The sequence below is a fragment of the Crenobacter oryzisoli genome (assembly GCF_030385785.1).
Classification (GTDB): domain Bacteria; phylum Pseudomonadota; class Gammaproteobacteria; order Burkholderiales; family Chromobacteriaceae; genus Crenobacter_A; species Crenobacter_A oryzisoli.
In genome coordinates this window covers 68,976-91,945 of record NZ_JAUEDK010000002.1, presented here as the reverse complement: position 1 = coordinate 91,945, position 22,970 = coordinate 68,976, and the positions used below count along the sequence as shown (strand labels likewise).

General features: G+C 60.3%; 20 protein-coding genes, 1 tRNA gene and 2 pseudogenes. 17 read left to right on the top strand and 6 right to left on the bottom strand.

Features of this window, described 5'->3' with window-relative positions:
- Window position 1: 1 nt before the first annotated feature.
- Window positions 2-77, bottom strand: a tRNA-Val gene (locus QU481_RS01445).
- A gap of 218 nt (window positions 78-295) precedes the next feature.
- Here QU481_RS01445 and QU481_RS01440 point away from each other — a divergent pair.
- From QU481_RS01440 to QU481_RS01430, 3 genes are all read left to right on the top strand, one after another.
- A complete protein-coding gene (locus QU481_RS01440) occupies window positions 296-1,261 on the top strand; it encodes an acetyl-CoA carboxylase carboxyltransferase subunit alpha (RefSeq protein ID WP_289828087.1) in 966 nt (321 codons plus the stop codon).
- Between the two features lie 294 nt (window positions 1,262-1,555).
- A complete protein-coding gene (locus QU481_RS01435; protein WP_289828086.1) occupies window positions 1,556-1,762 on the top strand; it encodes a YMGG-like glycine zipper-containing protein in 207 nt (68 codons plus the stop codon).
- Window positions 1,763-1,907: 145 nt separating this feature from the next.
- Window positions 1,908-2,108 (top strand): hypothetical protein, encoded by a 201-nt coding sequence (locus QU481_RS01430; protein WP_289828085.1) that lies wholly within the window; start codon window positions 1,908-1,910, stop codon window positions 2,106-2,108.
- 117 nt (window positions 2,109-2,225) lie between these two features.
- Here the strand turns inward: QU481_RS01430 and QU481_RS01425 are convergent.
- Together QU481_RS01425 and QU481_RS01420 are read right to left on the bottom strand one after the other, a co-directional pair.
- Window positions 2,226-3,176: pseudogene (locus QU481_RS01425) on the bottom strand (IS481 family transposase); the annotation flags it as partial.
- Between the two features lie 114 nt (window positions 3,177-3,290).
- Entirely contained in the window at window positions 3,291-3,974 is a 684-nt protein-coding gene (locus QU481_RS01420) for a phosphatase PAP2 family protein (protein ID WP_289828084.1), read from the bottom strand.
- A gap of 340 nt (window positions 3,975-4,314) precedes the next feature.
- Here QU481_RS01420 and QU481_RS01415 point away from each other — a divergent pair, with 340 nt between their 5' ends.
- The 6 genes from QU481_RS01415 to QU481_RS01390 are packed head-to-tail and all read left to right on the top strand — an operon-like array spanning window position 4,315 to window position 10,504.
- On the top strand, window positions 4,315-4,971 hold the full coding sequence (locus tag QU481_RS01415; protein WP_289828083.1) for a COG4648 family protein: 657 nt from the start codon (window positions 4,315-4,317) through the stop codon (window positions 4,969-4,971).
- 33 nt (window positions 4,972-5,004) lie between these two features.
- On the top strand, window positions 5,005-6,351 hold the full coding sequence (locus QU481_RS01410; protein WP_289828082.1) for an AMP-binding protein: 1,347 nt from the start codon (window positions 5,005-5,007) through the stop codon (window positions 6,349-6,351).
- 2 nt (window positions 6,352-6,353) lie between these two features.
- Window positions 6,354-6,653, top strand: a complete 300-nt coding sequence (locus QU481_RS01405; protein WP_289828081.1) for an ApeI family dehydratase — start codon at window positions 6,354-6,356, stop codon at window positions 6,651-6,653.
- On the top strand, window positions 6,650-7,561 hold the full coding sequence (locus tag QU481_RS01400) for a lysophospholipid acyltransferase family protein (RefSeq protein ID WP_289828079.1): 912 nt from the start codon (window positions 6,650-6,652) through the stop codon (window positions 7,559-7,561). The genes QU481_RS01405 and QU481_RS01400 overlap by 4 nt, the downstream gene beginning before the upstream one ends.
- Before the next feature lie 34 nt (window positions 7,562-7,595).
- Window positions 7,596-8,156: a LolA-related protein gene (locus QU481_RS01395; protein WP_289828078.1), complete on the top strand. Its 561-nt coding sequence runs from the start codon at window positions 7,596-7,598 to the stop codon at window positions 8,154-8,156.
- On the top strand, window positions 8,153-10,504 hold the full coding sequence (locus tag QU481_RS01390; RefSeq protein ID WP_289828077.1) for an MMPL family transporter: 2,352 nt from the start codon (window positions 8,153-8,155) through the stop codon (window positions 10,502-10,504). The genes QU481_RS01395 and QU481_RS01390 overlap by 4 nt, the downstream gene beginning before the upstream one ends.
- 69 nt (window positions 10,505-10,573) lie before the next feature.
- Here QU481_RS01390 and QU481_RS01385 read toward each other — a convergent pair whose 3' ends face one another.
- Genes QU481_RS01385 through QU481_RS01375 form a run of 3 tightly spaced genes read right to left on the bottom strand, consistent with a single transcriptional unit; the run spans window position 10,574 to window position 12,604 of the window.
- Window positions 10,574-11,074 (bottom strand): 3-hydroxyacyl-ACP dehydratase FabZ family protein, encoded by a 501-nt coding sequence (locus QU481_RS01385; protein ID WP_289828076.1) that lies wholly within the window; start codon window positions 11,072-11,074, stop codon window positions 10,574-10,576.
- Window positions 11,071-12,324, bottom strand: coding sequence for a beta-ketoacyl-[acyl-carrier-protein] synthase family protein (locus QU481_RS01380; RefSeq protein ID WP_289828075.1), 1,254 nt, complete (start codon window positions 12,322-12,324; stop codon window positions 11,071-11,073). Before QU481_RS01380 ends, QU481_RS01385 begins: the two co-directional genes overlap by 4 nt.
- 1 nt (window position 12,325) lies before the next feature.
- Window positions 12,326-12,604, bottom strand: coding sequence for an acyl carrier protein (locus QU481_RS01375; protein ID WP_289828074.1), 279 nt, complete (start codon window positions 12,602-12,604; stop codon window positions 12,326-12,328).
- Between the two features lie 632 nt (window positions 12,605-13,236).
- Here QU481_RS01375 and QU481_RS01370 point away from each other — a divergent pair.
- From QU481_RS01370 to QU481_RS01335, 8 genes and pseudogenes are all read left to right on the top strand, one after another.
- Window positions 13,237-14,115 carry a class I SAM-dependent methyltransferase gene (locus tag QU481_RS01370; RefSeq protein ID WP_289828073.1) on the top strand — a complete coding sequence of 293 codons (879 nt, stop codon included), beginning with the start codon at window positions 13,237-13,239 and terminating at the stop codon, window positions 14,113-14,115.
- A 273-nt stretch (window positions 14,116-14,388) separates the two neighbouring features.
- Window positions 14,389-14,556 (top strand): annotated as a pseudogene (locus QU481_RS01365) (IS5/IS1182 family transposase); the annotation flags it as partial.
- 702 nt (window positions 14,557-15,258) lie between these two features.
- Complete coding sequence (locus QU481_RS01360) at window positions 15,259-17,586, top strand: FdhF/YdeP family oxidoreductase (protein WP_289828072.1); 2,328 nt, start codon at window positions 15,259-15,261, stop codon at window positions 17,584-17,586.
- Between the two features lie 68 nt (window positions 17,587-17,654).
- Entirely contained in the window at window positions 17,655-19,049 is a 1,395-nt protein-coding gene (locus QU481_RS01355; protein ID WP_289828071.1) for a cytochrome ubiquinol oxidase subunit I, read from the top strand.
- Between the two features lie 47 nt (window positions 19,050-19,096).
- Window positions 19,097-20,083: a cytochrome d ubiquinol oxidase subunit II gene (locus QU481_RS01350; RefSeq protein WP_289828070.1), complete on the top strand. Its 987-nt coding sequence runs from the start codon at window positions 19,097-19,099 to the stop codon at window positions 20,081-20,083.
- A gap of 721 nt (window positions 20,084-20,804) precedes the next feature.
- Window positions 20,805-22,256, top strand: coding sequence for a methyl-accepting chemotaxis protein (locus QU481_RS01345; protein WP_289828069.1), 1,452 nt, complete (start codon window positions 20,805-20,807; stop codon window positions 22,254-22,256).
- A gap of 3 nt (window positions 22,257-22,259) precedes the next feature.
- On the top strand, window positions 22,260-22,412 hold the full coding sequence (locus QU481_RS01340) for a hypothetical protein (RefSeq protein WP_289828068.1): 153 nt from the start codon (window positions 22,260-22,262) through the stop codon (window positions 22,410-22,412).
- 50 nt (window positions 22,413-22,462) lie between these two features.
- Complete coding sequence (locus QU481_RS01335; RefSeq protein ID WP_289828067.1) at window positions 22,463-22,771, top strand: hypothetical protein; 309 nt, start codon at window positions 22,463-22,465, stop codon at window positions 22,769-22,771.
- The last annotated feature ends 199 nt before the right edge of the window (window positions 22,772-22,970 follow it).

Below are 22,970 nucleotides of genomic sequence, written 5' to 3'. Positions count from 1 at the left end.
TTGGTGGGCGTTGACGGAGTCGAACCGCCGACATTCTGCTTGTAAGGCAGACGCTCTACCAACTGAGCTAAACGCCCTGCAACTGCTGTGTTTCTCGCTGTTTTCGTGTTGCGTTTCAGCGAGGAAGCGGATTAAAACATAACCCTGACGGGCGTGCAAGCGTTTTTCCAAAAAAAATAAACGATCGTCTGTTTCGGCTTCTATGTCATGGCAGAGCGTCTTGTCGGACAGGCGTGACGCCCCCGGTTTCACTCATGTATGATTGACCGATTTTCTCACGCGGATGATGTAACCAATGAAGCCGACTTTTCTCGATTTTGAGCAGCCGATTGCCGAGCTCGAGAACAAAATAGAAGAGCTGCGATTTGTACAGGATGATTCGGTACTCGATATCTCCGAAGAGATCGCTCGTCTGCAGAAAAAAAGCCAGGAATTGACCAAGGCGGTGTATAGCAAGCTAACGCCGTCGCAGATCTCGCAGGTGTCTCGTCACCCGCAACGACCTTATACGCTCGACTACATCGCGAACCTCTTCACCGACTTTGAAGAGCTGCATGGTGACCGCGCGTTCGCGGATGACGCTGCGATCGTTGGCGGTCTGGCGCGCTTTAACGGCCAGAGTGTGATGGTGATCGGCCATCAGAAGGCGCGCGATACCAAGGAAAAGATTCGCCGTAACTTCGGCATGCCGCGTCCCGAGGGCTACCGCAAGGCGCTGCGGCTGATGAAGTTGGCCGAAAAATTCGGCGTGCCGGTGATCACCTTCATCGACACCCCGGGGGCCTACCCCGGTATCGGCGCCGAGGAGCGTGGTCAGTCGGAGGCGATCGGTCGCAATCTGTATGAGATGACCCGCCTGCGCGTGCCGGTGATCTGCACCGTGATCGGCGAGGGCGGTTCCGGCGGCGCGCTGGCGATCGCTGTCGGCGACGTGCTGAATATGCTGCAGTATTCGACCTATTCGGTGATCTCGCCGGAAGGTTGCGCTTCGATTCTGTGGAAGACGGCCGAACGTGCATCCGACGCGGCCGAGGCGCTAGGAATCACCGCAAGCCGGTTGAAGACGCTGGGCTTGGTCGACCGTGTGGTCAACGAGCCCTTGGGTGGCGCTCATCGCGATCACGGCCAGATGATGGTGGCGCTAAAGCGCGTGCTGCAAGAAGAGCTGAAAGAGATGGCCGGCAAGTCGATTGACGAATTGCTGAAGCAACGCATGGAGCGCTTGATGAGCTATGGTCGCTTCAAGGAAGAAAGTGCTTAAGTCCGGAATGTAGTCAGCACTATTCACCTCTCCCGAGGTTAAATTTTCGGCTAGGGGTGGATGGACCCATATGGCGCCCCGACTATCGAGAACACCTCGGTAGTCGGGGCGCTTTTGCGTCCAGGACCTTGTTTTTCGGCCGCCCGCAAGATAGTCGGATGTGCTCTTTGTTGATTGCGTGTTTTTGCAACTTAATGATTGTTAACGATATTTTTTGGTGTTTTCTGGCTGTGTCGGGTTGCCAAGATAGACTTAAAGTAAGGCTTAGTGTTGTTTAGGCTAAGGAGGTTAATCATGAGTGGCTCGATGAAAAGTCTTGCATTAGCAATGTCGTTGGTCGCGTTGATGACCGGCTGTGCGGGGATGTCTCGACAGGATAGAAACACGGTGGTCGGCGCGGGTGCCGGGGCTGTTATCGGGAACGTGTTGACTGGCGGTGATGCGATCGGCACGGTCGGTGGGGCTGCTGTCGGTGGTGTGATTGGTCACCACGTTCATTAAGTAAGCTTTAACAGTAGTGGTGGCCAAGTGCCATACGGGTAGAAAAAGTGGCCCCGCGTCGTGAGGGTTGCGATATGCGTTGATTGGCTATTTCGCCGTGGCGCAGTCTAGGCTTAGGTCTAGTGCACTTTGTGGAAGATGCGCCATGAACAATGCCCATGTGATCGCGGCATCACACATCATTGCCGCGCAGATCGGTTCGCACGAGCTTGATCCGGCGGTGATCGCTCGACGGGTGGTCGAACTGGCCGGCAAGATCAGTGAAGAATGCGCCAAGCTAGACGAGCAGCATGGTGAGGAAACCCAAACAATGGTAATGGAGATGTATCGCAGTCTTGATGCTTAGTCTTTTTGGGTTGGTGGATTCTCGGTGCTGTCTGCCCATTTCGTCAGTATTTGGATAACGCAAAGGGCCTCTCTTTTCCAATGCCGGGATAGGTAGGGCGAGGCTCCCCAAAGAGATGTTTAGTCCCGGCATTTGATGGGCCGGATCGATGCTGAATCGGTCAGGCACTGAGTCCGCATTTGCAGAGGTACTCATAGGGTGTCAGCCCCTTGAGCGTTTTCAGGTGGCGGGCAAAGTTGTAGGCGTCAATGAAGTCCTGCAAGTGCTCTCGGAGTTGATCGTGGCTGTCGTGGTGGTGGTGCCTGGCAATGGCTTCCTTGATGGTGCGGTTCATGCGCTCGACCTGCCCATTCGTCTAGGGATGATTGGGTTGGGTCGTCCGATGCTCGATACCGTTGCGCATGCAGGAGCGAGTGAACAGGTGCATGCGCAATCTGGCAGTTGGACCCTTCCTGCGCGAGGGAAGATCACCGAACTGGATTCCGTTGTCGGTCAGTACCGTGTGGATCTTGTAGGGTACTGCGCAGATCAGTGCCTTCAGGAGCGCGGTGGCTATCGCGACCGTGGCGCGTTCTTTCAGGTGCACGAAGGCGAACTTAGACGTGCGATCGATGGTCACGAAAGGATAAGGCTTGCCCTGCGCCGTATGCGCCTCGGAGATGTCGATGTGAAAGTAGTCAATTGGGTAACGTTTGAACGCCTTGCGAGCCGGTTTAGCGCCCTCGACCTGCGGCAGCCGGCTGATTCCATACCTCTACAAGCACCGGTGCAGTGATGGGCGCGTCGGATGGGCAATAGAAGGCTGCAGCGCATACAGGTAGTCGGGCATGTGTGTCTGCGAAAGGCTACGATGTGCGCCTCTTTTCGGGGGGGGGGCAGAATGGTCGATTCCGGTTGTCTTGAGCTGGTCCGATGATCGGTGGTGGGCAGACGCTGCTTCCACTTGGCGACAGTCTTCTGATTAATCCCGTAGTGCTTGGCCAGAACCCTCAGGCTCTCTTGACTATTTGGTATTGCTCGACGAACTGCTTCTGTCGTAGTGGTGCGGCTGTGAAGAATCTGCCCCATAGTGCTTCCTTCCCTTTGGTGGGAAAGTATGCGCCATCAAAATCTGGGGCCAAGTATCTTAACAAGGTGCGGATGTTTCGGCGGTGGAGTAACGATACGGGGAGTGATCTCTTGTCAGAGTGACAGGCTGCCGCCGCGGGCATGGGCTTTCAGGCCGGTCAGCCAAGCCGAGCTCAGCCCAAGCAGGGTGCCGGCCAGCACGTCCAGTGCGACATGCTGTTTGACCGCCATGGTGGAGTAGGCGATGGCCACACACCAGACGATGTTGGCCCATTCGATGCTATGGCCAAATTGCAGTGCCCGGATGCGCCAGTGCAGCCACAGCGAGGAAAATACCGCGGTTGCCACATGCAGAGAAGGAAAGGCATTGCCTGCGGTATCGACGTTTTTCAGAAAGGCCACGCCTGGGTATTGCTTCCAGTCTATATCGGCTGGCGCGATGGCATTGGGCCAGAAATAGAAAATCGCTAGCCCGATCAAGCAGGGCAGGGCAACCCGAAAACCGTAATCGACAATTTCCCGTCGGGTCTGCATCAATACCGCCGGCAGCGAAACATAGCACCACAACGACAGGTAAATCGGCAGTGCCCACGGCTGGAATCCGACCAGCTCGTCCAGTCGCGTGACGGGAATGATGGTGACCTGGGAGGCGGGGTGTCGGAGCAGATAGACATAAGCGACAAAAAACGCCATGGTAAAACCCATGGTGCCGAACATTTTGAACCAGAAATGGGTCAGTACGATGTTCAAGATTCCGGTTTGGCTCACCGGGTGGTTGCTTGTCACACCCTCGTTCAAAACGACTCCTCAGCTATGCCAGGCTTGGCGCGTTGGCATGCCGGCATGCAGACTGTTATACTCCGATATCATTTTTTTGCCCTGATGTATTGACTATATCCACGTCAAGCCAGGGGCGTGAATATATCGTTCGGCAACCATTCGATTTGCATGGCGATGATACAAAAACTGTATGGCATTGTCGATTGCCTGCTATTCCCTTCAATTTAAGCCCCCCGCTATTGCAAGTCATGGAGCGACAAAAACCTGCACATATCGAGCTGGATCTGGCACTGAAGCGTGAAGTTGCCGGATCGATTGGCGCCACGCTGAATCTTGACGTCGCCGGGCATCGAAGCAAATGACTGGACTCTGGAGCAAATTGCGCTTGGTTTTGCTGGTGGCGGTGGGGGCGGGGTATCTGATCCTGGACTATATGGCGTCTTCTTCCAGTCAGCCACCGGTCTACGCAGTGCTGATCGGTGCCATTCCCCTGACTACCGGGGTGGTCGCCGCCTGCTGGAATTCGTCCTTTCGCTGGCCCGCCATGCTGCTGTGTCTGGGGGGGCTGGTGGCGATTGCGCTGAATTTCGACCGGCTGCTGACGCATGCCGCCTGGCTGTATTTCTTCCAGTACGTCGGCATCATGATCGGCCTAGGCATCATGTTCGGCAGTACGCTGGGGAGTCACGAGGGCGCACTGTGCTCGCGCATTGCCCGCACTGCCGTTGCTGAGCCGCTGGATGCGCACTATCTGCACTACACCTGGAAGGTCACGCTGGCGTGGACTCTCTACTTCGCCGCCAGTGCTCTCGTGTCGCTACTGCTGTTTGCTTTCGCCCCGTTAGCCTGGTGGGCACTGTTTGCCTCCCTGCTCACCCCGGTGTCATTGGGGCTGATGTTCGGCGGCGAATACCTGATCCGCCTACGTGCGCTGCCGGGCCAGCCGCACTTCAGCATCGCCCAGACCATTCGGGCCTATCGCCAATACACACAGTCCCGGGATGCCGCCGAATAGCCCCAGGCCACCGATCTTGATTCACGCCGTTCCATGACCCTGATACCGCTGCTTCCCGACGCCGACCGCCATGCCCCTTTTGCCTTTCGTCATGGCAAGGCGATCGATCGGGAGACTTTTCACGCCCAGGTAATGACGCTGGCTGCCACGCTGCCGGAAGGGCAGCGGGTGATGAATCTGTGCGCTGACCGCTACTGGTTTGCGGTGGCGCTGTTTGCCGCCATTGCCCGCGGCATGCTGACCGTATTGCCCAGCTCGGCCGCCCCCGAGCATATCGCCATGGTGGCGGCCGAGCAGCCGGGCCTGCTGGTGCTGGGCGATCAGGCGTCCTGTCCGGTAGAAGGCTTGCCGTATTTCCGGGTCGATGCCCTGCCACCGGAGGGGCCATCAACGGTGGCTAACATGCCGCTGGTTGCGTTCGATCAGCGCATTGCCTGTATGTACACCTCCGGCTCCACTGGCACGCCGATGCCGCATTTCAAGACCTTCGGTCGCCTACGGCAGGCCGTCCTGGCCGGGGCGGGACGGGTGTGGGCGGCGGCCGGAGCACCATGCTCGGTGGTGGGCACGGTGCCGATCCGTCATATGTACGGACTGGAAGCCAGTGTGCTGCTGCCCATTTTCGGCGGCGGCCGTATGTCTACGCAGATTCCCTTCTTCCCGGCGGACATTGCAGCCAGCCTGGCGGGGATGCCCGCCCCGCGTCTGCTGGTGATCACGCCCTTCCACCTGCGCAAGTTGCTGGAGGCGGACATCGCCTTGCCGGACATCGCCGTCATCCTGTCGGCGACCGCACCGCTATCGGCAGAACTGGCCGTGCAGGCCCGGCAGCAGTTGGGCTGCCCGGTAGTGGAAATCTACGGCTCCACCGAAACCGGACAGGTTGCTACCCGCGAGACGGACAAGGAAAGCAATTGGCTGACCTTGCCTGGTATCACGCTGGAAGAGCGAGGCCAGGAGCTTTGGGCGGTGGGAGAGGTGTACGAAACGCCGCAGATGCTTAACGACACCATCGAGCTGTTCAGCCCACAGGTGTTCCGCCTGGTCGATCGCAAGGCCAACATAATCAACGTCGCTGGCAAGCGCAGCTCGCTGTCCTTCCTTAATGCCACGCTGACCAGCCTGCCCGGCGTGGTGGACGGCGTATTCTGCGTGCCGGAGCGCAACGGCAACGGCGAGGTGGAACGCCTGGCTGCCTTCGTGGTCGCACCGGGGCTGGAGCGCGCGCAAATTCTAGCCGGCTTGCGCCAGCACGTGGACGCGGTGTTTCTGCCGCGCCACGTGGTGTTCGTCGAGGCGCTGCCGCGCGACGGCAATGGCAAACTGCTGGCCCGCACCCTGCAGGAGCTGGTCGCGCAACACATTCTTCAGCGGAACTAAACATGCAGCAGTTGCCTCTCCCTGTCGCCGCCGACCACTCCGCCTATCTCGGGCATTTCCCGAGCAGCCCGGTCCTGCCTGAGGTAGTGCTGCTTGACCACGCCGCACTGGCCATCGAGGATGCCTGCCGGCTGAGGCTGGATGATTTGCTGCCAGCCAAGTTTCATCGCCCGGTTGGCCTGGGGCAGGCGCTACGGCTGGAGTTTCGGCACGATCAATTTGGCGTGACCTTTGCCATCTTCCATCAACAGGACAAGGTGGCGGATGGCAAATTTGCCATAGCCAAGGAGCAGGCAGCGTGAGAGAACCGGTTGCAGAAATACCGGTTTGGATGCAGCAGAAGGAACGCGGCAACCGCTTCTGGCTACGCATCATGACCACGTTGTCCTGCCTGCTGGGGCGACGTTGTGCCCGGCTGGTGCTGTACGGCATTGCCGTCTATTTCCTGTTGTTCGGCGGCAGGGCACGCACCGCGTCGCGCGACTATCTGGCCCGCTGTCTGGGTCGTCCGCCACGCTGGCGCGAGCGATACCGACATGTGCTGAGCTTTGCCTCCACCATTCACGACCGGGTCTACCTACTGCGAGACCGTTTCGACGATTTTCGCATCGACCTGTCCGGTGCCGAGGCGTTGCATCTCCATTACGACAGCGGTCAGGGGCTATTGCTGTTCGGCGCTCACCTCGGCAGTTTCGAGGTATTGCGCGCAATGGCGCGCAACCGCCCGGGTTTGCAGATGAGCATGGCGATGTACCCGGAAAATGCCCGTCAGATCAACGAAGCCTTGCAGGCCATCAACCCCCAGGTCCGGCAGGACATCATCGCGTTGGGGACGATGGATGCCATGTTGACCGTACATCGCCGACTGGAGGAGGGGGCGCTGGTCGGCGTCCTGGCCGACCGCGCCTCCGGGCCGGACCAGTATCTGAGCCGCCCCTTGCTGGGCGCGCCGGCGCGCTTTCCCAGTGGCCCGTTCCGAATGGCGGCCATGCTGAAGCATCCGGTGTACTTCATGGCCGGCATCTACCTAGGCGGCAATCGCTACCGCGTGCATTTCGAACTGCTGGAGGATTTTTCCGCCACCTCCCGGCAGGGCCGGGAGCAGGCGATGGCCGCGCTGCTCGATAAATATGTGGTGGCACTGGAGCGTCATTGCCGTGCCCATCCGTTCAACTGGTTCAATTTTTACGATTTTTGGGATGAAAGCTAGACAGATCATGCGTGCACCTATCATAAGCAAGACGTTGGCCGGTCTGGCCGTGTTACTGGCTGCCGGCCTTTGCCAGGCGGCGGAATTGAGTGTGGCGGATCTGATGCAGATGCTGGGCCAGAAAAAATCCGGCACGGCCACCTTTGTCGAGAAAAAATACATCGCCATGCTGAAGCAGCCGCTGGAGTCTTCCGGTGAGCTGGCCTTCACCGCACCCGACCGCCTGGAAAAGCGCACGCTCAAGCCCAAGCCGGAGTCGGTAGTGCTGGAGGGCAGCAAGTTGATGCTGGAGCGCAGCGATGGCCGAAGAATGACAGTGGCTCTGTCCGACCGTCCCGAAGTGGCGGCCTTTGTCGAAAGCATCCGCGCCACCCTCTCCGGTGATCGTGGCGCTCTGGAGCGCTTCTATACCGTGGCCCTGAGTGGTGCCGCTGAGAAGTGGCAGATGAACCTGACGCCGATCCAGCCGCGCATGCAGAAGGTGGTCAGCCAGATCCGCATCGCCGGCAGTCAGGCCCAGGTCCGGACCATCGAATTCCAGCAGGCCGATGGTGACCGTTCGGAAATGGTCATTACCAGTACCAGCGCCAAATGAAGTCACGCCACAACAAGCTGGCACTGTTTGTCTGGCTGGCGGTCATGCTGGCCTCGGTGCTGGTGATCGCTCAGACCCGCTTTGTCGCCGATCTGTCGGCCTTCATGCCCAAGGTGCCGAGCGCGCGCCAGCAGATGCTGATCGACCAGCTACGCGACGGTGCCATCGCCCGCATCGTGCTGGTGGGCATCGAAGGCGGCGACGAGGCCGAGCGTGGCCGGCTGTCGCGCCTGCTGGTGAGCCGGCTGGCGCACAATCCGCGTTTCACTTCGGTGCAGAACGGCGATAGTAAGACGCAGCAGCGCGACCAGCTGTATTTCTTCAACAACCGTTACCTGCTGAGCCCGGCGGTCACGCCGGAGCGCTTCAGCGTCGCTGGTCTGCGCACCGCCATCCAAGACACGCTGGACGCGATGTCCGGCGACGTCGGCCTGGTCGTGAAGAAGATCCTGCCGCGCGATCCGACCGGCGAAACCCTGCAGATCGTCGACCAGTTCATCGGCGAGAGCCAGCCGCGCAGCAGCAATGACATCTGGGTGTCGCGCGACGGCAAGCGCGCCGTGCTACTGCTGCAGTTGGCCGAGTCGGGCCTGAACACCGACGCCCAGGCGACGGCGCTGGACGATGTGCGCCAGGCCTTTGCCAGCCTGCCGCAACGGCATGCCGATACCCGGCTGGTGATGAGCGGCACCAGCGTGATGTCGGTGGCGTCGCGCGATACCATCAAGAGCGAGGTGGAACGGCTGGCTACGCTCGGCACCGTGCTGGTGGTGGCGCTGCTACTCTTGGTCTACCGCTCGCTGCCGTTGTTGCTGCTCGGACTGATTCCGGTGGTGTCCGGCGCCTTGGTTGGCATCGCCAGCGTCAGCCTGGGCTTCGGCCATGTGCACGGCCTGACGCTGGGCTTCGGCACCACGCTGATCGGCGAGGCGGTCGACTATTCGATCTATCTGTTCATCCAGCGGGCTGGGGGTAACGAACCCGGTCATTTCTGGCGCACCATCCGGCTGGGGGTGCTCACCTCGATCACGGGCTTTGCCGCGCTGATGTGCTCCAGCTTCCCCGGCCTGTCCCAGCTGGGGCTGTATTCCATCAGCGGCCTGGTCACGGCAGCGCTGGTGACCCGCTACATCCTGCCGGGGCTGATGCCGGCACGGCTCAACCTGCGCGATTTGAGCGGCCCCGGCCTGATGCTGCAAAAGGGCTTGGACTTCCTTACCCGCATGCGCTGGGTGATGGCTGTAGTTCTGCTGGCAGCGGTGGCGGTACTGGTGTTCCATCAGCAGGACATCTGGAGTCGCCAGCTGAATGCGCTCAGCTCCATTTCCAAGGGGCAGAACAAGCTGGATGCCGAGCTGCGGGGAGACCTAGGCGGCAATGACATGCGCTATGTCGCCAGCTTCAGTGCGCCGGATCAGGAAAGCGCGCTGCAGCTGGCCGAACGGAGCCGCCGCGTGTTGCAGGATCTGGTCCGCCAGCGCGTGATCGGTGGCTTCCACACTCCGGACGAGCTGCTGCCCAGCCAAGCGAGCCAGCGTGCGCGTCAGGCTGCGCTGCCGACTGTAGTCGAGGCGAGGCAGCGCTTGGTTCAGGCGTTGGATGGCATGCCGCTGCAGGCGGACCGCTTGGAGGATTTCCTGGCAGATGTCGTGCGCAGCCGCGCTCAGCCGCTGTTGAGCCGGCAAAGCCTGCAGGGCAGTGCGGCCAACGTGCTGCTGGATTCCATGCTGATCAAGCGCCCCAATGGCTATCTGGTGCTGATGCCACTACAACCCATCGGCGAGGGGGCGAAGGGCGGCGAGATCGCGTTGGACAAGGTGAGGGCGACGCTGGAGCGGCAGCAGCTGGGGCAGGTAACGGTAATCGACCTGCTAGAGGAAACCACAGCCATCTTCGACAGCTATACCCACGAGGCACTGGTGTTCTCTTCGCTGGGCAGTCTGGCCATCCTGTTGCTGCTGGGTTTTACCTGCGGCTGGATGCAGGCGGTGCGAGTCACCATTCCGCTGGGCTGCGCCGTGCTGTGCGTAGTGGCCATTTTCGATGCCTGCGGCATCCAGCTGACCATATTGCACTTGGTAGGGCTGCTGTTGGTGGTGGCTATAGGCTCCAACTACGCGCTGTTTTTTGCCAACAAGCAGCAACTGGGCAGCGAGGCGGAGCAGCGCCAGGTGGAGGTGTCGCTGGTGGTGGCCAACCTGGCGACGGTCACCAGCTTTGGTCTGCTGGGGACGTCCAGCGTGCCGGTGTTGTCCTTCATCGGCAGCACCGTGGCGATCGGCGCTTTGCTGGCACTGGTGTTTTCCGCGATGATGGCGAGGATTCATCCCCGCGCACACCATTCTTGAGTACAGGCAACCGGCGCAGCAGGCGGATTGCCTGCTGCGCCGGTCAGGCCAGTTCCGGCCAGCTCGGGCTTAACCAGCCAAGCTGGCGACCTGCAACTGCGTGCGCGGCGCATAGGCCAGCGCGATTTCCAGCTTGGCCACTTCCAGATCCGCTATCTTCACCTGGGCATTGATCTGCACCAGCAATGGCGCCATCTGGCGGCACTGGATGAAGAATTCTACATCTTGGTCCGGCAACACCGGCTGCTTGAACCAACAATTGCGCACCGCCGCCAGCATGCCGACAGAATCCTGCGGCAGCGTTTTGACATAAGGGTCGCCGACCAACAGGCCGGCGCCGGCAAGCTGTGCCATCGACTCGATCAGCATCACCCCCGGCACGATGGGCATGCCGGGGAAGTGGCCCTGGATCACTGCATTATCACGCGGCCAACTCGCTAGGCCATGAAACCGATGCGGCCCCTCGATGGTGAGCTGCCGGCAGACAAAGATGGCCCCACGGTGCGGCAATACCTGCTCGATATCACTGCGCTGCAGCTGGATCGGGTACTGGTAGCCGTTGTCGCTCATGCGGGGTACCGCCGTGCCACCAGCGAAACGTTGCTGCCGCCGAAGGCAAAGGAGTTGGACATGATGGCGCGGACGTCGCAGCCGTGGCGCGCAGTCTGCGGGATGAAATCCAGATCGCAGCGTGGATCGGCCTGTTCCAGGGTAGCGGTGGGGGGCAGTGAGCCGCTGTTCATCGCCATCACGCTGAGCGCGAACTCAAGGATGCCGCTGGCGCCGATCAGGTGGCCGTGCATCGCCTTGGTGGAGCTGATGGCCAACCGGCCGGCTGCCGCGCCAAACACGCCGCGGATGGACTCGGTTTCGGTGACATCGCCAGCATCGGTCGCCGTGCCGTGGGCGTTCAGGTACTGGATGTCCTCCGCACGCAACCCAGCATCGTCCAGCGCCTGCTGCATGGCGTTGATCTGCTCGGCACTTGAAGGAGCAGTCAGGTGGGCGGCATCACTGCTGCTGCCATAGCCGCACAGCTCGGCCAGTGCGCTCTGGCCGCGAGCGACAGCACGGGTCTCGCTTTCCAGCACGATGGCGGCACCGCCTTCGCCCAGCACGAAACCGCTGCGGTCCTGCGAGAAAGGGCGGCAGCTGCGCGACGGGTCCGCAGCATGCGGCTTGGCCATCACGCGCAGCGCATTCCAAGCCATCAGGGCGCCTGGGGTCAGCATGGCTTCGCAACCTACCACCACAGCGGCATCCAGGTAGCCATCTCGGATGGCGCGGAAGGCTTCGCCGATGGCGATGGCCGAAGAGGCACAAGCGACAGAATAGGTCTGGCTAGGGCCGTGCAGACCATAACCCATGGAAATGGCGGCCGCTGGCGCGTTGGCCATCATCCGTGGCACAGACAGCGGGTGCACCACGACGGGGTTGCGCTTGCCATCGCTTTGCACGGCGGATTGGAAGCGCTCGTACAAGCCGTCCACGGTATGGGCGCCGCCGAAGCCGATGCCGACGTAAACGCCGAAGCGGCGAGAGTCGGCAGGGGCGGGCGCAAGATTAGCGGCAGCCATCGCCTCATTAGCTGCCACTAGGGCAAACTGACTGGCGCGGTCCAGGCCGGCGTGCTTGCCTCCCAGCAGGCTGGCCGGGTCGGCGGCGGCCTGAGCCAGTAGCACATTGGGCAGCCATTTGGCGATATCGGGCGTCGCGGCGCCAGCAGCGCAATGCCCGGCCAGTGCCTGGGCGAAGCTGGCGGGCAGGTCGGCTCCAAGCGGGCTGATCGCGCCCATGCCAGTAATCAGGACTTTGGCCAATTTATTTGCTCTTTTCGAGGCTGAATTCCGGCAATTCGCCGTTGTTGTGCTCTTGAATGGCAGCTTCGATGTCGGCCAGCATTTCCCGGAAGCTCATCTTCGGGTAGCGGGTAGGGTCCTGCAGTTGGAAACCGCAGCGGTCCTCGATCTCGAATAGCATCTCTACCATATCCAGCGAGTCGAGGTTCAGAGCGGATACTTGCAGCGCCGGATCTTCAAACAGGGCGGGATCCGTGCCCTTGGTGTTGACGAGGTAGTTTTTGATGATTTGTTCAAGCATGAGCGTTCAATCCAAAACGTGGCGCGCACCAAAAACTCATAATTGTATAGTAAAAATATGGTGTATGCATTGTCCGCACCCCGATTCCGCAAGCGTTATGACAGCGAGCCCGCGCCGCAATGACAAGCCTCAACACTCTCCTGTAACTATCCCGAAATCTGGCCTGTCGGAACGATTCGGCATGGCGTCCTTTAGTATTTCCGTTGACTGACCGGGCCATGCCCGGCAAGGAATTCTGGGCCCATGGGCAGGGCGTTGAGATCGCATGAGTTTGCAGCAGTTCTGCGAAGCGTCAATTAGGCTGCCCCTAGCGCTGATTGAGGCGGTTGCCATTACCGTGCATTCTTGACCGTCAGGCTGGCTATCGGCTAAGTTCTGCAAAAATCAAACAGCATCCCTCACCGGGGTGAATATTCAGTTCAGTTAAGTCCGCCATGCCTATCCCTTCTACGACACACGGAGTGCTCACTCCCAGCTACAGCCCCAAGGTTTTGGGCATGGTACGCGCGACTCGTGCGCAATGGAGTCAGCCGTGGGCGCTCATAGACTGCAGCAACGATGGTTCGAAACAGATGGCTACCGGAGCCGGAAGCCTGCGGGCACTTGTGCAGTCGGGAAGAGCGGCCTGATCGATGTCCGCCCCTGTCATGATGTTCCATCTGCTGCTGGAGCGGCTGTCTTCTTCCATGTTGGCACGCGTACCGGAACCTCAAGCGCTGATGGAGGATGCCGAACAGACCCGTGCCTTCATGCTGAGTAGCCGCAGCAACGGCGTTCTTAACTACATCCATTTCTTCCACGCCGTCATGTCGCTGCCGGTGATCCGACCTGGCGACGTGGTGCTGGATCTGGCCTGCGGCCCGGCCAGCCAATTGCTACAGATTGCCCGGTTGCATCCGGATGCCCACTTTATCGGGGTGGATGCCTCGACCGCCATGCTGGCACTGGCTCGAGAAAACCTGGCAGAGGCCGGCTTGCCCAATGTCAGTCTGCAGCTGGGCGATATAAGCCGTCTCGCTGGCTTTGCCGATGCCTCCATCGACTGCGTGCTGTGCACCATGTCACTGCATCATCTGCCGGATACCGACATGCTGGGGCTGGCCATGCGGCAGATCCGCCGCGTGCTGCGCGAGGATGGCGGAGTCTATCTGGCCGATTTTGGCCGGCTCAAGCGCCGGGCCACCCAACATTTCTTTGCCCACGACCGCATCGAAATGCAGTCCGAGCTGTTCACTGTCGACTTCCTCAATTCGCTACGCGCAGCATTCAGCCAGACAGAGCTGCAGCAGTCTGTTGCGCTGCTGGGGCGTGAGCTGCATGTCTATCGGACTGCGTTGGCTCCTTTCATGCTGTTGTTCCGCAGCATGGCGCGCCGCCAAGTTGATGCGACGCTGGAACAGCGGGTGCATGATGGTTATGGCCGGCTAAATGCGGGAGAACAGCGCGACTTCAACAACCTGACACGTTGGTTCCGCCCCGGAGGTCTGAGCCTGCCCTCCAGTCTGTACTGAGGCCTGCAGGGAGGGGTATGTCCGCCGGTTGTACCATCCGCAGGTGTGGCTGTGCATTACCGGCCATGAGATGGGTGAGTGAGAGGAATAGATGGAAATGCAAAACGGGCTTAAAGGCCCGTCTGCATTAGATTGCTTGGGGAAGTGGTGGCCACTGTGATTGAGTTGCAAGAGGGCGCTGTGACGGAGTTGCTCTCAACTTCACATTGTGACGGGTTCTGTGCAGAACGCCTCCGCTCGGCAACTCGATGCAGCCTCCTGTAGGCTGGCCGGATGAATAAGCTGCAGTCCACCAAGTACCGCCCGACCAACTGGAAGAGCTACAACGACGTGCTCAAGTGCCGAGCCTCATTGATGATCTGGTTGGACAAGGGGCAGGGTCAGACCAAGGGCAAACCGGGCCGACCGAGGTCTTTCAGCGATGCCGCGATCCAGCTCTGCCCCACCATGCTTGGAACGCCGACGACGGTGCGCGTGGCATAAGAGCGGTTAACAATACCCCCTTGGCGTTGTTATGCGGCCTTGCCGTACTACTTGACTGTCTGCGGCCGCACGCCTAGCCAAGACCGCTTCGCTGAGTTTCGTTAGTGGCTCTAAATCCGTCCGGGGACCGGGGAAGCTCGCCTTGCTTCAGTGTTTTGCAACACGCCTGTTCGGACCGCCAGTGGTTCTAGGGCGGTTCAATCCTAGGGTAGGACACCTATCGAAGTTGGGACGGCCCAACGGCCCTCTATACCCAGCGCCCCAATAGCGCTGACTGAAAGCCGCTTCTCACGACCTGCGAAGTATAAGCCATGACGGGGTCTCGGTCGTCGGTAACATCTTCAGATACACGCTCTCATACCTGTGCGGCACGAAGCCACATGGAATCGTGCCAGCACAGATAGGCTAGTCGGAACGGCTTCAGGAGCGTTCCGACTGTACAGACACTGCGGTGGTGGTACTGCCTATGTTTGTTCTGCTGATGTGGAACTCCGTTCGGATTAACTCTTGACGAAGGTCAAACTGTACTCTGCATCGGCGTCGATTTTTGTGCACTCCTCAGCTTTTCCTTTGCTTTTAACCTCTTGCTAACCCAAAACGCCGCAGAGCAGAGCCCGATTCCCGGGTGCTTGCAGACGCGCAGATCATGGAAGCAAGGTCATGGACAAGTCGAACGCCCCCGGCAAAATTGAGCCGTACCATCACCCAGCCGCAGGCTGGGGGGCCCTGAAGTATGTTGCGATCAATCTGATCAAGGAACGTGTTGCGGGTGGCAGTTACCGCACGCTATTCAAGCAGAACCAGCCCGATGGGTTTGACTGTCCCGGTTGTGCCTGGCCGGATCGCCAGCACGCCTCCACGTTCGAATTCTGCGAAAACGGCGTCAAGGCCGTAGCAGCTGAGGCGACCACCAAGCGGGTGACGCCGGAGTTCTTCGCCGAGCACACCGTCGACGAGTTGATGGCACAGACCGATTACGAACTGGAGCAGCACGGCCGTCTGACGGACCCGATGGTCTACGACCCGCTGACCGACAAGTACCGGCCGATCGATTGGGACCAGGCCTTCGCGCTGATCGCCCAGCACCTGAACAAGCTGCCGTCACCTAACCAAGCCGCTTTCTACACCTCGGGTCGCGCCAGCAACGAAGCGGCGTTCCTGTACCAGCTGTTCGTGCGCATGTTCGGCACGAACAACTTTCCCGATTGCTCGAACATGTGCCACGAGGCGACCAGCCGCGGTTTGCCAAAGACGGTTGGCATCGGCAAGGGCACCGTCACGCTCGACGACTTCGAAATAGCGGACACGATCATCATCTTCGGGCAGAACCCGGCCACGAACCACCCGCGCATGCTGGGCGAACTGCGCGAGGCGTCGCGTCGCGGTGCCACCATCGTGTCGGTCAACCCGCTGCGCGAGCGTGGCCTGGAACGCTTCACCAGCCCACAACACCCGCTCGAGATGATCACCATGGGCAGTACCAAAATCGCCTCGACCTTCATCCAGCCCAAGCTCGGTGGCGACTTCGCGCTGATCAAGGGCGTGGCCAAGTACATCGTCGAACTCGACGACGAGGCGGTGGCAAACGGTACCGAGCGGGTGCTGGATGTGGCGTTCATCCGCGAGCACACCCTGGGCTTCGAGGCGTTTGCCGACGATCTGCGCCAGGAGAGCTGGGCGCTGCTCGAGTCGGAGTCGGGCGTTCCGCGCGAAGAAATTGAAAACCTCGGCCGCATCTACGCGAACGGCAAGCGGGTCATCGCGACCTGGGGGATGGGCATCACCCAGCACAAACATTCCGTGCAGACCGTGCACCTGCTGTCGAACCTGCTGATGATGCGCGGCAACATCGGCCGCGACGGGGCCGGCCTGTGCCCGGTGCGCGGTCACTCGAACGTGCAGGGCAACCGCACGGTGGGGATCGAGGAGAAGCCGAGCGAGGCCTTCCTCGATCGTCTGGGCGAGGTATTCGACTTTGCCCCACCGCGCGAGCATGGCCTGGATGTGGTGGAAACCGTCGAGCACATGATCGAAGGCCACGTGAAGGTGTTCCTCGGCCTGGGAGGCAACTTCGCCATGGCCACGCCCGACACGCTGCGCACCTTCGACGGTTTGCGCTCTTGCGACCTGACCGTGCACATCACCACCAAGCTCAACCGCAGCCACTTGGTACATGGCAAGGAAGCGTTGATTCTGCCGACTCTCGGTCGCACCGAGATCGATGTCCAGGCGGGCGTCGCCCAGGGGATCACCGTGGAGGACTCGATGAGCATGGTGCACATCTCCTACGGGATGAATAAGCCGGCATCCAAGAACCTGATGTCCGAGACCGCCATCCTCGCCAACATCGCCCACGCCACGCTGGGCGACGACAAGGTCCGCTGGCTCGACTACGCCAGCGACTACGCGAAGATCCGCGATGCCATCGAGCAGGTGCTTCCCGGCTTCGAGCAGTACAACGAGCGCATCAAGCACCCGGGCGGCTTTCACCTGCGTGTGGCGTCGCGTGAGCGCGAGTGGGAAACCGACACCGGCAAGGCGAACTTCATCGTTCACGCCGTGCAGACCGACACACCGATCGTGCGTGCGAAGCAACGCCATGGCGAGCGCCTGATGACCCTGATGACGACCCGCTCCCACGACCAGTACAACACCACGATCTATGCGCTGGACGACCGCTACCGCGGCGTGTTCGGCCAGCGTCGGGTGGTGTTTATCAACCCGGCGGACATCGCGATGCTCGGCTTCAAGAATGGCGACTGGGTCGACATGTCAACGGTCTGGGAGGATGGCATCGAGCGGCGCGCCAATTACTTCCGCCTGGTGGAGTACGACATTCCGCGCGGCTGCATCGGGGCCTACTACCCGGAGACGAACCCGCTGGTGCCGCTGGGTAGCGTGGGCGATGTCTGCAACACCCCGACGTCGAAGTCGATTCCGGTGCTGCTGCACCGCTCCTCGCAGCCGGTTGCCATGCCGGCCTTCTAGAACGCATTTCTTATCACGCGGTGGTTTCCCTCGATGGGGCGGCTGCCGCGATTTACCTGGTGATTGATATGCCTATCGAATCCCTTAATCTCGCCCGCGGTCAGTTTGCCTTGACCGCCATCTTCCACATATTGTGGCCGATCCTCACCATCAGCCTGTCGGCCTTCCTGATGGTGGTCGAAACGCTCTGGGTCAAGACCAGCGATGTGGCCTGGTACCGTCATGCGCGCTTCTGGAGCAAGCTGCTGCTGCTGAACTTTGCCGTCGGCGTGGTCAGTGGCATCCCGATGGAGTTCCAGTTCGGCACCAACTGGGGGCCGTTCTCGCAGTACACAGGTCAATTCTTCGGCAACATCCTGGGCTTCGAGGGGGCCATGGCCTTCATGCTTGAGGCCGGTTTTGTCGGCATCATGATGCTCGGCTGGGGCCGTGTGCCCAAGGGCGTGCACCTGTTCGCCACCTCGATGGTTGCGCTCGGCTCGTCGCTGTCCGCCTTCTGGATCATGGTGGCGAATTCGTGGCTGCAGACCCCGGCGGGCGTGGCCGTGGTCAACGGCAAGCTGGTGGTGACCGACTATGTGAAAGCCATCTTCAACCCGGACATGTTCTGGGGCGTCTCGCATATGTGGTTCGCCGCGCTGGAAACGGGCCTGGTCGTGGTAGCCGGCATTTCCGCCTACTACCTGCTCAAGCGCCGCAACCCGGAGTTCTTTGTCCGTTCCTTCAAGCTGGCCCTGCTGATCCTGGCCATCGTTGCGCCGATCCAGATCTGGCTGGGCGACTCCAGCGGCGTCGATGTGTTTGAGACCCAGCCGGCCAAGGGTGCTGCCATCGAGGGGCACTGGGAGACGAATGCGCCGGGCACGGGGGCGAGCTGGTCGCTCATCGCTTGGCCGAATGCTGAGAAGCAGGCCAATGACTGGTCGCTGGAGGTGTCGGGCATGCTGAGTATTCTGGGTACCCACTCGCTGCACGGCCAGGTTAAGGGGCTGCGCGATATCCCGGTGGCCGATCAACCGCCGATGATCCCGATGCTGTACTACGCCTTCCGCGCCATGGCCGGCATTGGCTTCCTGTTCATGGTGCTGGCGTTCTGGACCGTCCACGCCATCCGCAAGGCACGCGGCCGCATCGATGCGCTGCTGGCGCAACGCAAGCTGCTGCTGGCCTGGGTGCTGGCGATTCCGCTGCCCTACATCGCGGTGGAATGTGGCTGGATCGTGCGCGAGGTGGGCCGTCAGCCCTGGGTCGTGTACGGCTTGCTGCGCACCGAGCACGCGGCCTCGGCGATCTCGTCGGGCGCCATCACCGGCAGCATGGTGATGTTTACCGGCTTCTTCGTAGTGTTGATCTCGTCGTTCTTCGTCTTCGCCCGCCGTTGGCTGAAGAAAGGCCCGGATCTGACCATGCTGCCGCCGGCTGAACCGGCTCGCGTGAGCAATGCGCATGCAGTCGACTACTGATTCCCGCCTTATGGGCTCTCACTTCATCCACGTTCAGGCACCCTAAAATGACTCCTACCTCAACACAGGACCTGCTCAGCCACGCTTGGTTTGGCCTGATCGGTCTCATGCTCCTGCTTTACGTCGTCACGGACGGTTTCGACCTTGGCGTTGGCATTCTATCGCTGTTCCGCTCGCGTGAAGAGGACCGGGATCTGATGATCCAGTCGATCGGCCATGTCTGGGACGCAAACGAAACCTGGCTCGTCGCGCTCGGCGGGGCACTGTTCGGCGCTTTCCCGGCCGCGTACGCCATGATCCTGTCGGACCTTTACGTCCCAGTCATGGTGCTGATCGCCAGCTTTATCATGCGTGGCGCGTCCATCGAGTTCCGCCATGCCGCCCATACGAGCAAGACGTTCTGGGACCGCATCTTCGGCCTGGGCAGTCTGCTGGCCGCCATCTCGCAGGGGATCGTGCTGGGCAAGGTGATCACCGGCTTCATTCCGGGTGCCGACAGCCTGGGCTTCATCGCCGTGACCGCCATCGGCGTTGTCTCCGGCTACAGCCTGCTCGGCGCGACCTGGCTGGTGAAAAAAACCACCGGGCGCATCGAGAGCACGGCGCGTCGCGATGCGATCGTCTCGGTCTGCACCACCGTGCTGGCCGCCATCGTGGTGTCGCTGGGCACGCTGCACTTTAGCCCGATTGGCCTTTCGCAATGGCAGGATAGCGGGATCTTCCATGTCCTGATCGCACTGGGCGTGTTGGCGGCACTGGCATTCGCCTACATCCTCTACTCGATTCTCATGCGCGGCGAACACGGCCCGTTCATCGGCTCGACGATCCTGTTCATCGTCTCTTTCGCCGGCCTGGTGATCAGCCTGTACCCGTGGATCGTGCCGGGCAAGTTGACGGTGGCCGAGGCGGCCTCCGACAGTGCGACGCTGACGTTCATGCTGTTCGGCATCGGCACCGTGCTGCCGATCATGCTGGGTTATAACCTGTATCAGTACCACCTGTTCAGAGGCAAGGTGGTGCCGGTCAAGCACTGATCCAATCAAGCTGAGTTAGTACCGTCAAACACGTCAGGCCGCAGCAGCCGAAACCGGTCGTCGCTTTGGAAGGCAAGGGGTGGGCTTGGTGCCCACCTCGGCTGGCGACAATCGGTTCGGCTGCTGCGGTCTGACGCGTTTTATTGTCCGGCCGACATGGCTGCGTTCGGCCAAACTGCCGCATTAACCATAGCTTCAGCGTTGGGAAAATTATCAGCAACAGTATTCCGCGAAGCGCGCTTCTTGCCTGGTAAGGAAAATAGACGCGGCGATGTCGTCATAATGTGTGGCTAATTGGCGTTTCATTCAAGCTCGCAGCACGCGGGTCATTTTGCTGAAGTGATCCATCATGCCATTTTGGGGTGACGAACAAGACCTGGATTTGCAAGAGCAGCTGTACTGCACGACAACAAGAAGAACTGTGCTCTTCCGTGATCGGAGGATTTGATAATCTTTACTCGCCTGTCTGCAAGACCCCCAGTCAAAAACAATCACTTTTTTGAAAGGAATTGCTTACCGGGTAACTCCATGAAAAATCATTCCCTCAGATGATTTTTCTCGTGCACTCATCATTTGGTGAACACCCCGAATCACCCCGGCGGCTCAATGCCGCCTTTTTTTTATCTGTAGCGCCAAAGCCAGCAACGGTCGGGCAAGACTTCAAACAATATTTCACCTGTCGCATCATTTTTACTGAGACGAGATTGGACAAGAGCAAAACATGACGCTGACAAAACGACTGACTATCACCTTGTCGCTGGCTTTGCTGGCCATGGCGGTTGTGGGCGCCATCGGGGTGTGGAGCTTGCAGCAGGCGCAACAGCGGTTTGATTACGTCCATCGCAATGTGATGCCAGGGCTCAGCACCCTGAACGACATCAAGGACAATTTCTCGCTTCAACGCATTTCGGTGTATCAGGCGCTGCTGAATACGACGTCGACCGCCAGCTACCAGAAAGAGCTGGAAGCGCTGAGCCGAAAGAATCAGGCATTGCTCGATCGCTACGAGGAGAATTTCGCGGCGGATGGCCCGGATCGGGAACTGCTGCAGGCGGATCGTTTGGCACTGAATGCCTACAGCACCTCGCGAGAACAAGCCGTCTCGCTGCTGGCCACACGCGGGCAAGACTATGCAAAGCAAGTGCTGCCGGATCTGATCATCAAGGGCCGCACGGCCTACCAGGCGATCAATGCGCACTTTGCGTACAAGACCCAGCAGGTGGAGAGCCTCAATAACGTCAATAAAGCCGCTTACCAAAGTGCGCTCTGGCTCTGTGTCGGCACGATAGGCGTGGCCCTGGCGCTGGTCGCAACCCTGGGTGGGCTGCTGATCAGCAATATCCGCGGCTCGCTGAATGAGATGCGCAAGACGCTGGAGACCGTCAACCAGTCGCTCGACTTCACTCACCGAGCCACCGTGAAAAGACACGACGAAATCGGCCTGGCCGCCACCGCATTCAACAATCTGCTCGCGCACCTGCAGAGCAGCCTGCAGGAGCTACGTCAGAGCGCCCACGATGTCGCGGGCTCGGCGGCATTGCTGACCGGGACATCGCAACAGGTGGCTGGTATCGCCCATGTCCAGAGTCAGGCATCGTCCAACGTGGCGGCCACGGTGGAGCAGATGAGCGTCAGCATCGCCCACGTTGCCGATCGCGCCGACGAGGCGCATGGCTTGGCGGAGAACTCCGGCGCGCTGGCCAGTACCGGTTCGGCCACGATCGGGCAGACCATCCAGGATATCTATGAGATCTCCAATGAAGTGCGTTCGGCGGCAGAGAGCATCCGACAGCTGGAAAGCCAGAGTGCGCAGGTCGGCAGCATCGTCTCGGTGATCAAGGAGGTGGCCGAGCAGACCAATCTGCTGGCGCTCAACGCGGCGATCGAGGCGGCTAGGGCCGGCGAGCAGGGCCGGGGATTTGCCGTGGTGGCCGACGAGGTGCGGAAGTTGGCCGAACGCACCACCTCATCGACGCAGGTCATTGTAACCACCATTGAGGCGATGCACCGACACTCGACCGAGGCGACGGAGCGGATGCGCTCGGCGGAGAAAATGGTCACGCATGGCGTGGGCCGGGCGGACAACGCCAACGAGGCCATTCAGCAGATCGGTTCGGCTTCATCCAACGCCACGCTGATGGTCAGCGAAATAACGCAGTCAATTCGAGAGTAGGGCGTGGCGAGCAACAATATTGCCCACGAAATAGAACGCATCGCGCAGATGGCCGAAGAGGCGAGCGAGGCAGCGAAAAAGACCGCGCAAAGCGCCGGGCAGCTTGACGAGTTAGCAAGCAAACAATTGGAAGCGCTGTCGAACTATACCGTCTAGCCCTATTGGGCTGAGGCATGCGGGTTTTGGGAAATGGCTAAAGGAATCGGATGATGGACAGTAATCAGGAACAGCTTTACGCGACCGACGAATTGGATCAGGTCATGATCGCTATTCTGGCCCAGCTTTGGCGGGCAAGAGCCGAAGGCAAGGATCGGCCTTGGTCGCTGGCCCGCCTCTGCAAGCAGGCGAATGTCCGGATGAGCTCGCTGCGGCGCTACCTGACCCTGCTGGAAGACGAAGGCCTGGCATCGGTGGACATCCCCGAGGTGGGCTCGGCATGCCTGACCGAGAGCGGGGCGATGTTGTGTCGCGACCTTTTCGGCTTGTACGCTAATGAGCCGCCACGTTTGGAGTGAGTGCATTATTTAAAGCGGCATGCCAAATGACTACGTGGCCGCTAGGGATGATGCGCTAACTGATAAATCGCAGATGAGGCGTCCGTGACTTACTGGCACTTTGCCGAACTGTATTCTTGGTGAATGCGATTGACTGTAATGGCTGCCATGTGCGTAGCGCGACTATAGTGGGTGCAACGGTTGGCCTAATGGTGATGTA

Bases quoted from the DNA above. Each gene is read 5' to 3' on its own strand.
- QU481_RS01350 (WP_289828070.1), top strand. From the start codon at position 19,097: ATGACTCCTACCTCAACACAGGACCTGCTCAGCCACGCTTGGTTTGGC.
- QU481_RS01375 (WP_289828074.1), bottom strand. From the start codon at position 12,604: ATGCTTGAACAAATCATCAAAAACTACCTCGTCAACACCAAGGGCACG.
- QU481_RS01440 (WP_289828087.1), top strand. From the start codon at position 296: ATGAAGCCGACTTTTCTCGATTTTGAGCAGCCGATTGCCGAGCTCGAG.
- QU481_RS01410 (WP_289828082.1), top strand. From the start codon at position 5,005: ATGACCCTGATACCGCTGCTTCCCGACGCCGACCGCCATGCCCCTTTT.
- QU481_RS01415 (WP_289828083.1), top strand. From the start codon at position 4,315: ATGACTGGACTCTGGAGCAAATTGCGCTTGGTTTTGCTGGTGGCGGTG.
- QU481_RS01370 (WP_289828073.1), top strand. From the start codon at position 13,237: ATGTCCGCCCCTGTCATGATGTTCCATCTGCTGCTGGAGCGGCTGTCT.
- QU481_RS01355 (WP_289828071.1), top strand. From the start codon at position 17,655: ATGCCTATCGAATCCCTTAATCTCGCCCGCGGTCAGTTTGCCTTGACC.
- QU481_RS01360 (WP_289828072.1), top strand. From the start codon at position 15,259: ATGGACAAGTCGAACGCCCCCGGCAAAATTGAGCCGTACCATCACCCA.
- QU481_RS01385 (WP_289828076.1), bottom strand. From the start codon at position 11,074: ATGAGCGACAACGGCTACCAGTACCCGATCCAGCTGCAGCGCAGTGAT.
- QU481_RS01430 (WP_289828085.1), top strand. From the start codon at position 1,908: ATGAACAATGCCCATGTGATCGCGGCATCACACATCATTGCCGCGCAG.
- QU481_RS01390 (WP_289828077.1), top strand. From the start codon at position 8,153: ATGAAGTCACGCCACAACAAGCTGGCACTGTTTGTCTGGCTGGCGGTC.
- QU481_RS01405 (WP_289828081.1), top strand. From the start codon at position 6,354: ATGCAGCAGTTGCCTCTCCCTGTCGCCGCCGACCACTCCGCCTATCTC.
- QU481_RS01435 (WP_289828086.1), top strand. From the start codon at position 1,556: ATGAGTGGCTCGATGAAAAGTCTTGCATTAGCAATGTCGTTGGTCGCG.
- QU481_RS01335 (WP_289828067.1), top strand. From the start codon at position 22,463: ATGATGGACAGTAATCAGGAACAGCTTTACGCGACCGACGAATTGGAT.
- QU481_RS01345 (WP_289828069.1), top strand. From the start codon at position 20,805: ATGACGCTGACAAAACGACTGACTATCACCTTGTCGCTGGCTTTGCTG.